16 protein-coding genes are annotated in these 16,119 nt (G+C 43.0%); 9 read left to right on the top strand and 7 right to left on the bottom strand.

Going from position 1 to position 16,119, the window contains the following annotated elements:
- Positions 1-10 precede the first annotated feature (10 nt).
- Together N483_RS05175 and N483_RS05170 are read left to right on the top strand one after the other, a co-directional pair.
- Entirely contained in the window at positions 11-1,111 is a 1,101-nt protein-coding gene (locus N483_RS05175) for a YHYH protein (protein ID WP_023402125.1), read from the top strand.
- 30 nt (positions 1,112-1,141) lie between these two features.
- Entirely contained in the window at positions 1,142-1,654 is a 513-nt protein-coding gene (locus tag N483_RS05170) for a hypothetical protein (protein WP_023402126.1), read from the top strand.
- Positions 1,655-1,708: 54 nt separating this feature from the next.
- Here the strand turns inward: N483_RS05170 and N483_RS05165 are convergent, their stop codons facing one another.
- The 7 genes from N483_RS05165 to N483_RS05135 form a co-directional block, all read right to left on the bottom strand.
- On the bottom strand, positions 1,709-2,575 hold the full coding sequence (locus tag N483_RS05165; protein ID WP_023402127.1) for a lipase chaperone: 867 nt from the start codon (positions 2,573-2,575) through the stop codon (positions 1,709-1,711).
- Entirely contained in the window at positions 2,572-3,489 is a 918-nt protein-coding gene (locus tag N483_RS05160; protein WP_023402128.1) for an esterase/lipase family protein, read from the bottom strand. The genes N483_RS05165 and N483_RS05160 overlap by 4 nt, the downstream gene beginning before the upstream one ends.
- A gap of 256 nt (positions 3,490-3,745) precedes the next feature.
- Positions 3,746-3,982, bottom strand: a complete 237-nt coding sequence (locus N483_RS05155) for a hypothetical protein (RefSeq protein ID WP_023402129.1) — start codon at positions 3,980-3,982, stop codon at positions 3,746-3,748.
- Positions 3,983-3,984: 2 nt separating this feature from the next.
- Positions 3,985-4,176, bottom strand: a complete 192-nt coding sequence (locus tag N483_RS05150; protein WP_023402130.1) for a hypothetical protein — start codon at positions 4,174-4,176, stop codon at positions 3,985-3,987.
- Between the two features lie 101 nt (positions 4,177-4,277).
- On the bottom strand, positions 4,278-5,441 hold the full coding sequence (gene hmpA / locus N483_RS05145) for an NO-inducible flavohemoprotein (RefSeq protein ID WP_023402131.1): 1,164 nt from the start codon (positions 5,439-5,441) through the stop codon (positions 4,278-4,280).
- Between the two features lie 13 nt (positions 5,442-5,454).
- On the bottom strand, positions 5,455-6,669 hold the full coding sequence (locus N483_RS05140) for an NnrS family protein (protein WP_023402132.1): 1,215 nt from the start codon (positions 6,667-6,669) through the stop codon (positions 5,455-5,457).
- On the bottom strand, positions 6,669-6,917 hold the full coding sequence (locus N483_RS05135; RefSeq protein ID WP_023402133.1) for a hypothetical protein: 249 nt from the start codon (positions 6,915-6,917) through the stop codon (positions 6,669-6,671). Before N483_RS05135 ends, N483_RS05140 begins: the two co-directional genes overlap by 1 nt.
- A gap of 162 nt (positions 6,918-7,079) precedes the next feature.
- On the opposite strand from N483_RS05135, the gene norR reads away from it, so the two are divergent.
- From norR to N483_RS05100, 7 genes are all read left to right on the top strand, one after another.
- Positions 7,080-8,651 carry a nitric oxide reductase transcriptional regulator NorR gene (norR, locus tag N483_RS05130; RefSeq protein ID WP_023402134.1) on the top strand — a complete coding sequence of 524 codons (1,572 nt, stop codon included), beginning with the start codon at positions 7,080-7,082 and terminating at the stop codon, positions 8,649-8,651.
- A 213-nt stretch (positions 8,652-8,864) separates the two neighbouring features.
- A complete protein-coding gene (gene bfr / locus N483_RS05125; protein ID WP_023402135.1) occupies positions 8,865-9,335 on the top strand; it encodes a bacterioferritin in 471 nt (156 codons plus the stop codon).
- A 3-nt stretch (positions 9,336-9,338) separates the two neighbouring features.
- Positions 9,339-9,830, top strand: coding sequence for a bacterioferritin (gene bfr / locus N483_RS05120; protein ID WP_023402136.1), 492 nt, complete (start codon positions 9,339-9,341; stop codon positions 9,828-9,830).
- 218 nt (positions 9,831-10,048) lie between these two features.
- Positions 10,049-10,636 carry a TetR/AcrR family transcriptional regulator gene (locus tag N483_RS05115; protein ID WP_023402137.1) on the top strand — a complete coding sequence of 196 codons (588 nt, stop codon included), beginning with the start codon at positions 10,049-10,051 and terminating at the stop codon, positions 10,634-10,636.
- Between the two features lies 1 nt (position 10,637).
- A complete protein-coding gene (locus N483_RS05110) occupies positions 10,638-11,480 on the top strand; it encodes an alpha/beta hydrolase (RefSeq protein ID WP_023402138.1) in 843 nt (280 codons plus the stop codon).
- A gap of 75 nt (positions 11,481-11,555) precedes the next feature.
- Positions 11,556-12,773: an ABC transporter substrate-binding protein gene (locus N483_RS05105; protein WP_023402139.1), complete on the top strand. Its 1,218-nt coding sequence runs from the start codon at positions 11,556-11,558 to the stop codon at positions 12,771-12,773.
- A complete protein-coding gene (locus tag N483_RS05100) occupies positions 12,770-16,090 on the top strand; it encodes a PAS domain-containing hybrid sensor histidine kinase/response regulator (protein ID WP_023402140.1) in 3,321 nt (1,106 codons plus the stop codon). The genes N483_RS05105 and N483_RS05100 overlap by 4 nt, the downstream gene beginning before the upstream one ends.
- Positions 16,091-16,119 lie beyond the last annotated feature (29 nt).

Here is a 16,119-nt window from a genome sequence, read left to right as displayed (position 1 = left end):
AGCAAGCGATATGAAGCAAAGTTTGAGCATAACACCTATTTCAATGATCACAGCCAGTATTACTTTGATGATGTTGTCTGGTTGTGGTTCTAGTTCAAGTGATGGTGACAGTACACAAACCCAAGTAACAGCACAGACGCAAAATACAGCAAGCACCACCACCACCGCAACAAGCACCAGTACTGCGAATAATAATGCCAGTAGTAACACCACAACATCCGACAGTGATTCAAGCACTGCGCAAAATACAGCGGAGACGGATAATGGAACAGCGTCTGTCGCTAATTCAACAGATGGCGTGTTGTGCGATTATTTTTACAATGAATTTAATGACTCAGCCTCTGTACAAGCGACGAGCAATGCGGATTGGAGCTGTACAGGTGCTGCGCGGACTTTAACTGCAAATGGGATCCCTGATCATCAAACTGGCACATTTCCTAATCCAGGTAATCCCAATACAATCAGTGAAACGTCTGTTTCGATTAGCTACACCCTAACGCCGACTAAAACTGATAACAGCTCAACTTTAGGAGGACCGAGAGGGGCAACAGGTTACGTTTTAAATGGGGTTAAAATTGATGCCAACACAGCAGGGTCATGCGATGACTCGGGCGATAATTGCACCCTAGTTGGTAATACTGGCAGTTGGAGTATTGAAGCTTTGGGTCAAACGAGTTTTGATTTTGGAACAGATGATAACAATGCCCATGTACAGCCTGACGGCTCTTATCACTATCACGGTATGCCCGAAGGGTTTATTGCACTTCGAGGCGGCTCTGACTCAACCATGACGTTGATAGGGTGGGCGGCAGATGGTTTTCCAATATATGCACGTTACGGTTACAGCGACGCTGAAAATGCACAGTCAGCGCTCAAGGTTATGGCAGGTAGTTATCAATTGGTTGAAAATGTCAGTAATAGTAGACCTTCAACGTCAGTGTATGCATTGGGCACGTTTGCGCAAGATTGGGAGTATGTCGCTGGCAGCGGGGACCTTGATGAATGCAATGGCCGCTATGGCGTGACTCCCGAGTTTCCGCAAGGTATTTACCACTACTATGCAACTGATAGCTACCCCTACTTTCAACGCTGTGTGAAAGGCGCGCTATAAGATTCAGTGTGATTAGATAACGAGGTTTGTATGTTTAACACGATAAAAAAATACGTTATGTATGGTTGTTTTATACTTAGTATGCCAACGAATGCGCATCTGATGGTTGCAGATCATGGCACTCTGAATTTTGATGAAACAGGCGCATACTTAGTAATTTCCCTTGCATCATCAAACTTTCCCGAAGCGGATTTAGACAATAATGGTCATTTGTCTTTTAACGAATTTAAGCAGGCTAAAGACTCTATCTTTACCAAAACACTTGGTGGCGTCTATATGCAACAAGCGGATAAAATAAAGCAAATAGACGGCCTAATGTTGTCTCCACAGGCCTCACATCATGGAGATGGCACGGACATAGATCAGATTGTTGTCATGGGGAAATTTATCAATATAGACCATACACAGGGCCTGTCTTTTCACAATACCTTGTACGGTAATGGCGTCCATACAAAACTAGAGATGACGGCAAAATATAAGCGACTTGGTTTAAAGCAAGGGTTTGAGCTTACTCCAAAGCAACAATATGCAAAGGTATTTTAGCGCAAGCTAAAATACCGCTGTCAGGCTGACTTTTTGTCCCGTGACCATAACAAGTCAATACAATGACTCTTTTGCCATCACGACATTAAGCCTCTTTTGCTCATGTACATTAAATAGCGACTGTTTAAGTGTATCTAATCTTTGTGATTGCAATGCCACAGGTGTCGTTTCTTTGATTGATTTATATTTGAGTATGTAATTGTCGACTCGCAGCTGCCATTTTTTTTGGTCTTGCTGAGCTTGCACAAGTCGCTGCGCTGCGTCATTGCCAAAGCTTGCACTAAAGTCGTTGTAGTCCATCGATTGCCAGTGCTGTCGCAATTGCAAAAAGGCTTGAGCAGCTTCAATAGTGTGTCGTTGTTTTTGAGGTAGCTGACTAATGTGCGCACTAAGCAGAGCGTCGCGATCATTTTTGCTCAGAGATTTGTCTGACAGGATATGCCATCGCGTCAAGGCATGAGCGTGCCAGTTATTTTCCTCACTAAACCAAGCTGTGGCTACGGGTTGGGGGAAATACTGGGTTTGCAACGAGCTCAACACATCAAAGCGCTCTGCAATCGTCAGGTTCTCGTCGACATGGGCAAGCGCTTGTTTGTATAGCATGTAACTATGCGCAATGTCTTGCAGGCAGTGAGGTAGCGCTTTTAGCGATTGTCGCCAGTTGTCAAGTTGCTGCTGGCTTTGTAGTGCTAAAATCCAATCATCTAATAAATGCTTATGTGCTTTGCTGACCGCGCCACAGGGCGCGGATGGGGGAGGTGGCGTGTGTGCCACCTCATACTTAGCAGGCTTGGACGTCGTGCCGATTTGCTCTATCGCAAAATGATAAGATGGTATCGGCTTGACAGTATCTAAAGTTAAGTACAGTAAAACCCCACCAACACTTGCACAACTGAGGATGAAAAGGTGTGTACGCGTCATAAATTTAACCCTTTCAGACGGCGAACGTGTTGTCGGTACAGAGTAAGGGGATCTGTTTCAAATAAGTGGTGTATACCAATGGTTTGATTTACCTGATCCAAGTGATTCATTTTGAATTGATTACCGATGACATAGCCCAAGTTACTAGAGCAGGCTGAAACGAGTCCATCATTGGCCTCATCAAATACCTGAGAAATTAAAGCCAGAGGACTATCGGCTGGATCAAATACGTTGGTCCACGCTTTGTTACCACTCCATGAGAAATAATACACACCGTTGTCATCTCGCATCCGGCCTTGGCCACAATAGGTAGCTGGTACGCCTTCAGGATACTTTTGATTAAACACGAGTGTGCCCTCGGTGGTCAGTGCGTCAAGGGCTTGCAATGCATCTTTAGGGGCGGTGGCTTTTCCTGAAAGTAAGTCGATTAGGCCAGCAAGCGCGTTTGCTAAAGACGCCAAAAACCGCTCAGAAAAAGAGTCTCTATCTACACCATTTCGCACCACATCAGCAAAGCGGCTCCCCCAGTTTACACCCCCAATACTGGTGACAGATGCAACCCATTGTGGTTTGACAGAAGCGGCGTATCGAATGGTTTGCGCCCCTTGACTGTGACCAATTAAATTGACTTTATCTTTTCCAGTAAGTGCTCTAACAAGTGCTATTTGTTCGAGTAGCTGCTCACCCCTTAGTTCTGAGTTATGAGCGGACGAAACCTCTGCGACATAGACGGTGCCGCCTTCTTGTTCAATGACAGAAGGCACGCGATAAAAATAATCTACCCCCAATAAATTATCAAAACCAAACAGGCCATGTACCAATACAACCGGGTATTCAAGCTTGTCATTGCTATGCGCCATATGTGCAAAGAGTGACATAATACCGAGTAGGATAGTCAGTGCTATTTTTTTCATGTATTTGCTCCAATATTTACAGTTGAGTAACAAGATGCTAGTTCAGAGTGGTCAGAGGTCAAGCCTTTTTGTGTAAAAAATAAACATAAAGGTGATTTAGATAAATAAACTAAACGCTGTAATTGGGGCTATTTTTGCAATAAATACGATTGCTTTTATCTGCTATGTATTGAGCTACATATATGAAAGTAATGAAAATAATTTATGGGCAAGTCGATAAAGTAATAACTTGCCTACGGAGACAGCAATTAACTGGTTAGGCGCTAGTGTTAATGCCGGATTGATAGCTCTCAAGTTTTTGGAGAAGTGCTTGGTGGTTGCTAACCACATCGGAATGTGCGCCGTGTTGTGACTTAAGAGTGGACAAGTCTGCGTGCATTGCCGCGATCACGTTATAAGAGCGGGTGTTGGCATCATGCAAGGTCGTGCCGCCTAATTGCCCATCATGCTCAATAAGGCCGTATCTTCCGGTTAAAAATGCCATTTCACCCATGTTCAGAAACCCTTTTGGTAGAGAACATTCGCGGCTTTAGACTGCTCCTTTAAGGTCATGTTGGTAAAGTCGTACTGGCGATCTAAGGGCTGAGTTGAGTCTCGGTGGTGATCATCAGAGGTTGTGGCAGCCAGCAGGGTCCGAGTAACACCCGAGTATGGCTGGTAGCTGTTAGGGATATTGGTAATATACATGCTCGTTCCTTGATTTGTGTTGTTTATTTATCAAGCAAGCAATATTCCATAATCTTTAGAATAAGATAAAAAGAGCCTTGCGGCTCTTTTAACAGCTACTTTTAGACATCTTGGTGAGGACCAAAGACTTCATAAAAGATTTGCGTGTCTTGTACGCCTAAGTCGAGTAGTTGTTGCTTCACAAAAGACATAAACGCACTTGGCCCACAAAGATAAAACTCACCTTGTAGCAAAGGTAATTGTGTTTCAAGTGGTGCCAGCTGCATGAGGCCTTGTGTGTGTGTATCTGCATCTTTTTCAATCCAATAGTGAGTTTGCAGTGATGACATTTGGCTCTTGTAAGATTCAACCACATCATAGAATGCATGCTCGTTGTGGGTGCGTGCGGCATGTAAGAACCAACAAGGAGTCTCACTTGAATGTAACTTGGTTGTTTCGAGCATAGCCATCATAGGTGTGATCCCAACTCCTGCACTGATGAACACTTTAGGCGCTGGTGTATTTTGCAGTACAAAGTCACCCGCTGGTGGGTATGCGTCAATTTCATCACCTTCGTTGAGTGTGTGTAAATAACCGGACACCAAGCCGTCGGTTTTTACAGAAATTCGATAGTGATCCGGTTGGCTTCTTTGTGACAATGAATATTGGCGGATCTGGCGATTATCACTGGCATTTACTTTGCAATCCACAGCAAGGTATTGCCCTGCTTGATAGCTTGCAACAGGGCGCTCATCAGACGGTGTTAGATAAAAGCTCTTAATAACATCTGATTCTTTGACTATTTTTGAGATCGTAAAACGACGTCGACCTCGCCATCCACCTGTCTTGTTCTCGTTATTTTGATAAATGCCTTCTTCTTGCGTGATAAATAAGTCAGCTAAAAAGCCATATGCTTCGGCCCACGCGTCAATGATTTCTGGCGTACATTCATTGGGAAACATTTCTTGTAATGTAGCAAGTAAATGTGTGCCAACAATAGGGTAGTGCTCAGGCAAAATATTTAAGCTAGCATGTTTGTGGTTTATTCGGTCAATGGCATGTGCGAGCACTGTTGGGTTATCAATATGTGTTGCGTATGCAGCCAGCGCACTGAATAGGGCAAATTGTTGCTTGCCTGATTTTTGATTACTGATATTGAATATATCTAACAGTTCAGGGTTGTGACTAAACATACGCTTATAAAAATGGTCCGTAACTGCGGGACCTGCGTTAGCGAGCAGAGGAATGGTATCCTTGACCAGTTTAATTGTTTGAGTTGATAGCATAGATAATCTCCAATTAACCACGACGCCCATCAAGGCGTTTTTTCATTAAAATAGGGGTGTAAATCGCAACGAAAATGGCAAAAGCGAGCGACCATAAAATTGCGCTGGCTAGCCATGTATCGTGCGGGTTGATAAATAACGGCAGCAAGCTTCTGACGGCGGCTGCGAGTAGACATAAAATGAATGCCATGCTCATCAAAGGGTGAGCTTTAAGCGGTCTTGCAGTATGACCTAGCGATACACGAGACATAATCGATAGAATCATCAGACCCATTGCACCAATTGTGATTAAGTGCAAGGCATCTTTCGCCTGCCATGGTAATCCTAGATAAGCGCCGCCAAAGCCCAGAAGTCCAAGGCTCATACAAATATATGCACCGTACAAAGACCACAGTAGAGGCACTTTAACGACGCCAACATTGAACCAGTAAACACTGCGAATGAGGTGCAAAACGGCCGTAAGTATGAGTACATATCCTGGATTTAATGGACTCATCAAAACATGGTGGGCAAAGAACCCGCTCATGCCGATTAGTGAGCACCAAAATAAAGCTCGGTTTAGTCTTACCGTGGTAACTTGATCTTTTAGTCCAAGTCCTCTGGCGATAAAAAACGGCGTAACACGTCCTGCGATCACACTAATCAAAAACGTGAACCCCAACACCGCTAAGTGAGAAAATGTCAGTGCAAACATGTAATTCTCAGTCGCTAAAAGCCAGATGAAGGTTAAATTTAGACTCGCCATCAGCGATAAAATGACTATAAACTGGTAGTTGTTTTTACTATTAGCTTGGATGAGTGTTGTGGCGAGGTGACAAATACTGACTAGCCAGAACAGACCTTGTGATATTGCCAACCAGAAATACGGCTCTTCTAATGAGATAAACACCCATCTAGCAACAGCCCAGAGGCTGCATAATGCCAATAAGTGGCTACCATTGATGGTGTTAACGCCCGTCCAATTCTTTGAAGCAGTAAATAAAAACCCAACCGCTATGGCACTGGCGAAGCCAAACAGCATTTCATGTGCATGCCACAAGGTTGCAGGAGCGTTACCTTGCCAAGAGAAAGCGCCCGACAGCACGCTTGCCCAAATCAACATACTTACAATTGCCCAGATCCCGCTGAGTAAAAATAAAGGGCGAAATCCGAGCATTAAAAATGGCCATGTATTAGGTTTAAATAGGCTCACCTTCGGGAGGGGCTCTTCAATAGGTAGTATGTTCATTAACGTACCTCTAAGCCTAAGTTGTATTGACATAAACAGCGCACGACATAGCTGATTTTTAACAAAGTAGCGAAAAGTAAGCTGCTGATATGTGCAGTTATTTGTACTGGTATAGATAGGGTGTGAGCAAGGGGGTAACTCGCCATAACTGCGATACCAAAGCCCGCTACACTAACAATAAGCAGCCAATTTGCAGCGCTTAGTAATAAGGTAAAAGCTTGATTAAAATTGCCTTGCTGAGTTTGCATAATTACACTCATCTAACAGTATTCGATGCCTTACTTAATACACAAGGTATGCCAATTTTATTTTTATTAAAAATCAACGGCTTAAGAATTTGACATTGTATTGTTAGGTCATTTTGACCTACACTGGTATGGGTCAAATTAAATCATATAGGTCATAATGACATGGATCAGCGTGCACTATCTCAACTACTCACTTTGAATCAATCCCTTGCAGAAGCACTACCAAAAACCAATGAGGTAGAGCTACTCCCTTATTGCAGAGCAATTACCAGCGCACTCAAAGCTTTTATTGGTGCTGATGCAATTGCTGTATTGAGTCATCAGCAAGGTGCGTTGGTACCTCTTGCAGCCACAGGGCTGGCACCTGAAGTAATGGGTAGGCGATTTCAACTTTCTGAACATCCAAGGCTAGCGCAGATCGCACAAAGCGCTAAAAAGCCCGTTATATTTCCTTCTGATTGCACGTTGAGCGACCCCTATGACGGTATGTTGCTTGCTGAAACTGGTGACATTCCGGTTCATGCTTGCATGGGGTTTGCGATGTATGAAGAGGATGCACTTTTGGGGGTAATTACCTTTGATAGTTTGAGCCCTAATGCATTCGATAGTTACAGCCAGTCGCTACTGACTATGGTGCAAGCTTCGGTATCGAGTCACTTTAGTGCCGTCGATAATATGCATCAACTCTGCAAGCGAGCTCGCTCTGGCATCGCCATGTTACACGAGTTGAGCCATCAGCAGTACACCATGGTTGGTGACTCAGCGCCGATGAAACAGCTCAAAGCGGATATCAATTTAGTGGCCAATTCAGATTTGAGTGTGTTGATCCAAGGAGAAACAGGCACGGGTAAAGAGCTCGTCGCTAGGCAGGTACATGCACAATCTAGTCGTTGCAATGCGCCATTTGTACAGGTGAATTGTGCATCGCTACCAGACAATTTGGCCGAGAGTGAGTTTTTTGGTCATCGCAAAGGCGCGTTTACGGGGGCGGATGCCCATCGAGAAGGAAAGTTTTTGGTTGCTGATCAAGGGACCCTGTTTTTGGATGAAATTGGGGAGTTGCCGTTACATATTCAAAGCAAGCTACTTAGGGCGCTGCAAAGTGGAGAAATTCAACCTGTAGGCAGTGATACGCCCCATTTTGTTAATGTGAGAATTGTCGCAGCCACCAACCGTGATTTGCAAAAAGAGGTCGAAGAAGGTCGATTTCGCTCGGATTTGTTTCACCGTTTGCAGGTGTTTCCTCTGCAGGTGCCCGCGCTCAGAAATCGCACGTCAGATATTGTCCCTTTAGCTGGTTACTTTACCGAACAGTTACGCAAAAAGTTAGGGGTGTCGCAGCTTTTACTCGATGATGGCTTACTTGATTGTTTAAAAGCACACGATTGGCCTGGTAATGTGCGAGAGCTTGAACATGTGCTGAGTCGTGCAGCGCTCAAGGCCAAACATTCTAATTGGCAAAAGGACATTGTAAAGATTATGTCGACCCACTGTGAGCTAAGTTTTGAATCGCCACAAGCCAATCTAGAAATGAGTGAGGTCAAAAGCCAGGAAGGCTTTGTACTGCCATTAAAAGAAGCCACTGAGCAATTTCAAAAGAATCAGATCTTGTATGCCCTCAAAACACATCAACTTAATTGGGCAGCAGCTGCGCGCGAACTTGGCGTCGACAGAGCGAATTTAGTGCGTTTAGCTAAACGTTTAGGCGTCGAAACTGTGAAGAAAGTTAAGTAGTCAACTTCGGTAAACGCAATAGTGAGTTTAAAGTGTTAATCGTGACTTAAATTCAAGTGTAATTGGCAATGAAAATTGTTCTTAATTCTTTTATAAGTTATTTATTTTAAAAGGATATTAAAACTTATTTGTTATTTTTATTTAGTCTTGCCAAGTACAAATATTGGACTAGTGTTAAATGGCGTCTAACTGAATTTGTTACTAGGGGGCCCTATGAAGGGTAGCAAGCAAGTAATCGTCACTTTGAATAAAATTTTGACACTCGAACTCACGTCTATTAACCAGTATTTTTTACATGCTCGTATGTATAAAAATTGGGGATTGGAAGAGCTCAACGAAAAAGCCTACAAAAAATCGATCAAAGATATGAAGCAAGCCGATGATTTGATTGAGCGCATTTTATTTTTAGAAGGCTTACCTAACTTACAGCATCTCGAGAAACTACGCATTGGTGAACACACCGAAGAAATGCTCAGTTGTGACTTAGCATTTGAGCATGAGCAGTTACCGGCACTGCGCGAAGCCATTGATTTATGTGAAAAAGAGCAGGACTACGTTAGCAGAGAGTTACTCGAAGACATTTTAGAGTACGAAGAGGAATACGTAGACTGGTTAGAAACACAAGACTTCCTAATCAAAAACACTGGCATTGAAAATTATCTTCAGTCACAGATGGAGGACTAAATTATGCAAGGCGTAAAAAAAGTTATCGATTTGCTCAACAAGCAACTTACCCTTGAACTTAGTTCAATGGATCAATATTTAGCCCATTCGAAAATGTATGAAGATTGGGGTATGGGGCGACTTCACGAAAAGTTATCTCATGAATATGAAGAAGAACTAGATCACGCAAAACGCATTACAGAGCGGATCCTATTCTTAGAAGGCACACCAGATACCGCTTCGCGCGCGCCTATCAGTGTAGGTAGCAACGTCAAAGAAATGCTCGAAAATGACTTAGCAGCAGAAGTTGTGGTTAAAGACCATTTGAAAAAGGTCATTGCTGTGTGTGAAGAAGAGCAAGATTACGTGACAAGAGAGATCCTTGAAGAGCTACTGGATGACACTGAAATGGACCATATTTATTGGCTTGAACAGCATCTCGGACTCATTGATTTAATCGGCATCCAAAATTACATTCAAAGCCAAATGAATGGTGATTCAGGATCTGGCAGCTAACGAGAGTTAGCATGTTAAGCAAAGTAAAAGAGCGCATTAAGCGCTCTTTTTTTGTCCTTTTGGCAAAAAATAAAGTTGTTTTACCTAGTAAGTCATTACTTTTTAGCGCTTTTTAAGCACTTCATTCAATGTGCTTTCGCTTTGCATTGAAAATAAACCTTGATCCATGCTTATTATTCGCTAACATAAAACGAACGTTCGTACTTTTTTGGTGGGTAATGGGAAAAGGTAAACAAACGAAGCAGCAAATTTTGGCCAAGGGTTTGGCGCTGGCTTCTGAAACTGGTTTAAATGACCTGACCATAGGCATGTTGGCGACGGCTGCTGGCATGTCCAAGTCAGGTTTGTTTGGGCACTTCAATTCTAAAGAGACCATGCAGCTAAATGTGCTCGAATACGCGTCTGAGCTATTCAAAGAGCATGTGATCTTGGCTTGTGATAAAGACATTAGAGGCTTGGTAAAGCTAAACCAGTTATGTCAAAACTGGCTAAATTGGTACAAACCAGATGCAGCGACTTGCATATTCATCAATGCCGCAGCCGAATTTGACGACCAACCAGGTGCGCTGCGAGACCATATTCAAGCAACGTTAAAAAACTGGTTAAGTTATTTGCAGCATATTGTGACCCAAGCAGTCCAAGATGGCGACTTCGCCCCAGATACCTGTCCTCAACAGTTTGTTTTTGAACTTTATTCTCTTTATCTCGGTAGCCAAAATTTACGCTGGTTGGCACTTGAAGATGATAATCGCAGTCGCTTTCAAGCTGGTTTTAATGCATTGCTGGCAAAACACGGAGCAAATTAATATGAGTAGCAAAATATACTTTTCGGACAGTGGTAAAAAGTCCATGAGTTATCACCTAACCCGCAGTGTATCTAGTTTGATGGCAAAAGTTGCACCTAAAACGAGTTTAAAAGCAACACGCAAATTACTGCTAACCCCTGCGGCAGGGCGAAAAGAGGTTGCACTGCCAAAAAATATGCAAAGCCGCAAACTTACGACACCTTATGGTGGGTTAAATCTTGTTGAAGGCGGCAGCGGCCCAAAGGTTATTTTCACCCATGGGTGGTCCGGTGGCGTAAGCCAGTTTTACCCTTTGATGGAAAAAGTGATGGAGCAAGGGTTTTCAGTGGTTGGTTTTGATCACTATGGTCATGGACAGAGCGACGGAAAGATAGCGAACCTGCCATTGTTTATTAAGGGCCTTAAGCACGTACTAGCTGAGCATAAAGATGACCAAATTAAAGGCATTGTGAGTCACTCAATGGGCACCATCAGTGCTGTTAATGCAATTGATCGAGGCCGTCACGTGATGATTGCACCAACATTTGATTTTTATAATTCGTTTCAAGAGCGGATTTACGCCACTGGCATTGCCAATCAGCTGGTTGAAAAATTACTAAATGAAGTGGAAACAGAGCATGATATGGTGTTTAAGTCACTACAGGCTGAGTTTCATTTAGGCAAACAAGAGCATATCCTGATGGTGCACGATAAAGAAGATAAGTTCGCGCCATATCAGCATACATTACAACAAGTTGCTCAGCATGAGCACGCGAGTTTGTTGAGCACGCAAGGTCAAGGACACGGCAGAGTAATAAATAGCCCTCAAACTTGGCAGGCGATTAGACAATTAATTGATATTTAATACTTTGAGTGAATTGTAATTAACAGCGAAGATAGACTAACTTTATATTTAGCCAAAATAAATAGATTAGTGCTTATGATCAAATATTGCTGCGCCGTGCTCTGTGTGTTTTTGTCGAGCTTTTTATTTGCCAATGATAGAGGTTTGCCTGAATTACATATCTATCATGACTCAGACTACAGTACACACAGAGAGTCTGCTATTGCGATTAAAATGGGATTTCTCACAGCCTTGAGCGAAGTGGATAGCCAGACTCAAGGCTTTAAGCTGAAGTTTTTGTCTCGCGACCATCGCGGTAACAGTAATCGCAGTTTTCTGAACTTTAAGCGCTTTTTAAAAGACCCTTCCGGGCTATTTGTGTTGGGTGGGCTGCACTCTCCACCTTATATCAAATATCGAGAGTTTATTAATAAAAACCAAATTCCACTACTTGTTCCTTGGGCTGCTGGTGGACCTATCACCCGTTATGACAAAGGCGAAAACTGGGTATATCGACTATCTGTTGATGACACTAAGGCAGGCGTTACTTTAGTTCAGTTTGCCAATCAAAGAGCATGTAAAAATCCACATCTATTTTTAGAAAGAACGCCATGGGGTAAATCAAACTATAAATCAATCGGTCAGGCGCTAGGCAAACTTGAGCCGAGTGTGACTTGGTTTGATTGGGGAATGAAAGCCAGTAGCGCCAAAATACATATTAGGGAAATGCTTGCAAAGGGCAGTGATTGTTTATTATTTGTCGGTAATGCCATAGAAGGCAAACAGCTGGTCTCCGCAATGGCTGATTACCCGCAGGCGCAACGCATCCCGATCATCAGTCATTGGGGGATCACGGGCGGTGACTTTTTCAATCAAGCAAAGGTTGATCTCGCCTCTGGTATTGATTTGCACTTTATCCAAAGCTGTTTTTCTTTCCAAAGACGTCCATTATCAAGCGAAGCCACGAAAGTGTGGAACAGGGCAAAAACGTTATTCCCCGATGAGTTTTCCCAACGGGACTTTCTATTTGCACCGACAGGTTTTATACATGGTTATGACATAGCAAAGGTGGCATTAGCGGCGCTCGCACAAATTGAGCTTACAGGAGATATGTCCAAAGATAGAGCGGCATTTCGACAGTCTTTAGAGTCACTCAATAAGCCAGTTGCTGGCTTAATCAAAACTTATCAAAAACCCTATTCTAAATGGAGTGCACAAAACCCAGATGCGCATGAAGCATTGGGAATTGACGATTTGTGCATGGCATACTTTGAATCCAATGGCAGTACCAAAGTACTGGTGGACAATTCATGAAGCGTTGGCTGAATCAGGTTTTTAGCATGTCCTCTGACAGAGCTTTTTACGCATTTTTATTGTGTAGCTTGGTGTTGTCTATTGTTATTAGCTTGTCTTTAGTTGGTAGTCGAGCCGATAGCTCAGTAAAAGAATTGCAATTACAAGCTAGACAGACTGAAGCCAAGCTTGCGGTAAGCAACCTTGGCCAATTTATTTCGACCAGACTAATATTGCTAAGAGATTTGGCCAAAATCCCGATGCTGTCTAACGCGGTCATGGGCAGTGACATTTCTCGCGCATCCTTATCAGACTTTTTGAAAGACTACAAAGTGTTGGGGCAAAATGTGCCGCTGCATTTGTACAATGTGTTATCTGAACCGGTTTTTACAAACTCGCCTTTATACAGTGGTAAATTCAGCAAAGAGCCCTGGTTAGATCAGATGTTGCTAGGAGAGCTGGGCCAAGCTGTGGTGCTAAAACATGAAGACCAACAATTTAAATTTATTTTAGCAGTGCCAATTGAATATAACGGTTTCACAGAAGGCGTTTTGATCTCAGAGTTTATGACAGATATTGGGTCTTTATTAGCCATTGACACAGCGCAAACTGAGCTAGCCGTAGAGTTAACCGGTCAGTGGGTAAAATACAGTAATACGGCGTCAGGCCATGATTATCTGCAACTGTTTGCCAGCCGTTTGACTGATACTGATGTCGACGTTACATTTTTAATCGATCAACAAATGATCCAAGATAATGTAAATATCTTTATTTTAGCCATCGCAAAAGCCGTTGTGATCAGCTTGCTGTTGTCATTTTTACTGCTGTTTTTCTTTGGGCGTCAGCTACTACTCAATCCATTTAAGCAACTGCAGTTATCGCAAAGAGAGACTGAAAAAAGCGAGGAGCGATTTAAACTGGCCATTAAAGGTAGTAACGATGGGATATGGGATTGGGATATTGAGAAAGGCAGCATGTTTTACTCTCCGCGTTTTCGCGAACTATTGGGGTATGATAGCAACGACACAAACGGTTTCCCTGATGTATTTGAAAGCCTTGAAAAAGGCATGCATCCAAAAGACAAAACTCACACATTTGGCGCGCTCAACGCGCATTTAGAAAACAACGATGTGTTTGATGTCGAGTTCAGAATGAGGAACCGAGACGGTGAGTATCGCTTTTATCGTTCAAAAGGCTTGGCACTGAGAAATAGTGTAAACAGAGCTGTGCGAATGTCCGGGTCCCTGACGGATATCACCGACCAAAAAATGTATCAAGAGGCGCTGAAAAAAGCTAAAGAACACAATGATTTATTGGCATATGCAATTGAGTCTTGCGATGTTGGAATTGTGATCACCGATGCCTATAAAAAGGATATGCCTTTGAGTTTTATAAACTCAGCGTTTAAACGTATCACTGGCTATGACGACGGTGTGATTGGAAAAAATTGCCGGTTTTTGCAAGGTGAACAAACCTCAGAGTCTGCTCTGGAGTCCATTCGCGAAGCCATCAAAATGCAGCAGCCACACCGAGAAAAAATCCTGAATTATCGCAAAAATGGAGAGCCTTTTTGGAATAACATGCACATTGGCCCGGTATTGGATGAAAACAAAAAGCTGATCGCATACGTTGGGATTTTACAGGATGTAACGGAGCAAATTAAGCAACAAAAAGCTTTGGCTGATGCCAAGGTACAAGCTGAGCAAGCCAGCGAAGCTAAAAGCGCCTTCTTGGCTTCAATGAGTCATGAAATTCGCACGCCTATGAACGGGGTTTTGGGCATGCTGAATTTAATGATGAATAGCCCGCTCGATGATGAGCAAAAACACCGAGCTAGATTGGCAATGAACAGTGCCAATTCGTTACTCAATCTAATTAACGATATTTTGGACTTTTCTAAAGTTGATGCGGGCAAGCTTGAATTAGAACTATTGGACTTTGATCTAAGGGAACTGTTTGGCGACTTTTCAGAGTCTGCGGCATTGCAAGCTCAGAGCAAGGGTATAGAGCTAGTTCTGGATATAGTGAAAGTAGACAGTTCTGTGGTAAAAGGTGATCCGAGTCGTTTGCGTCAGATCTTGTCAAACCTAGTTGGTAATGCCATTAAATTTACTGATGAAGGAGAGATCATCATACGTGCAGAGCTAACTGAGGTTCAGGGGAATTTACGGTTAGATTGCTCTATTATTGATTCTGGCATTGGCATTCCACTTTCTAAACAGCACAAGCTATTCGAAACATTCTCACAAGTAGACTCGTCAACCACACGCAAATATGGTGGTACGGGTCTTGGCTTATCCATTGTTAAAAAGTTATGCGAATTGATGGGCGGCAGCATTGGCGTTAAAAGTGATGAAGGTCATGGTAGCGAGTTTTACTTTTCAATTATGTTAGAGGCAGGTGAGCAAAATAACCGCTCGATGCCAAAATTTGATATTAGTAAACTTGAGCTGCTAATTGTTGATGATAATCGTACAAATCGCACGGTATTACGAGACCAGTTAGAGATTTGGGGCGCTAAAGTCACAGAGGCTTCATCTGCGATTGAGGCGCTTTCTCAGTGTGAAGCACGTTTGAAAGATCCCAATAAAACCTTGTTTGATATTGCATTACTAGATATGCAAATGCCGGTTATGGATGGTGCTCAACTGGGGGAGGAGATGCAAAGTGATCCGAGGCTCAACAGTATTAAACTTATTATGATGACTTCAATGGGCCATCAAGGCGATGCTGCCTACTTTGCTAAGCGTGGTTTTTCTGGGTATTTTCCAAAACCCGCGACGACGACCGATTTGTACAATGCTTTATCGGTAGTAGGGGAAGATGGGGAGGCATTGGCCAATGCCAAACCAATTGTTACGTCACATTACCTCAAATCGTTTAGAGAGAACGAAGACACAGAGAACCTAGTATGGGATCCTCAACCTAGGCTGCTACTGGCTGAAGACAACCATGTAAATCAAATTGTCACAACAAGTATGTTGAAAAAATTGGGTATCGAGTTTGTAGATGTGGTTACCAATGGTCAAGAGGCAATCAATGCGCTGCGCCACTGTCAGCATTCGAATCCCTATGATTTGGTGCTTATGGACTGTCAAATGCCTGAAATGGATGGTTATGAAGCAACAGGGAATATTCGAAAAGGGCAAGCTGGTAATGGCAATCAAGATATTACAATCATAGCGCTAACCGCAAACGCAATGAGTGGCGACGAAAAAAAATGCCGAGATGCAGGTATGGATGATTATCTCACTAAGCCAATTCAACCCACCACTTTAATGCAATGTTTGAAAGCACATTTGAGTACGCAAAGTGTACGGTCTAATGTAACAGAGTAAAAATAGATAGCTAATTGACCTTAATTTTG

The sequence above is a fragment of the Pseudoalteromonas luteoviolacea NCIMB 1944 genome (assembly GCF_001625565.1).
In the GTDB taxonomy this organism is placed as follows: domain Bacteria; phylum Pseudomonadota; class Gammaproteobacteria; order Enterobacterales; family Alteromonadaceae; genus Pseudoalteromonas; species Pseudoalteromonas luteoviolacea_F.
This window is presented reverse-complemented; position numbering and strand designations above follow the sequence as displayed.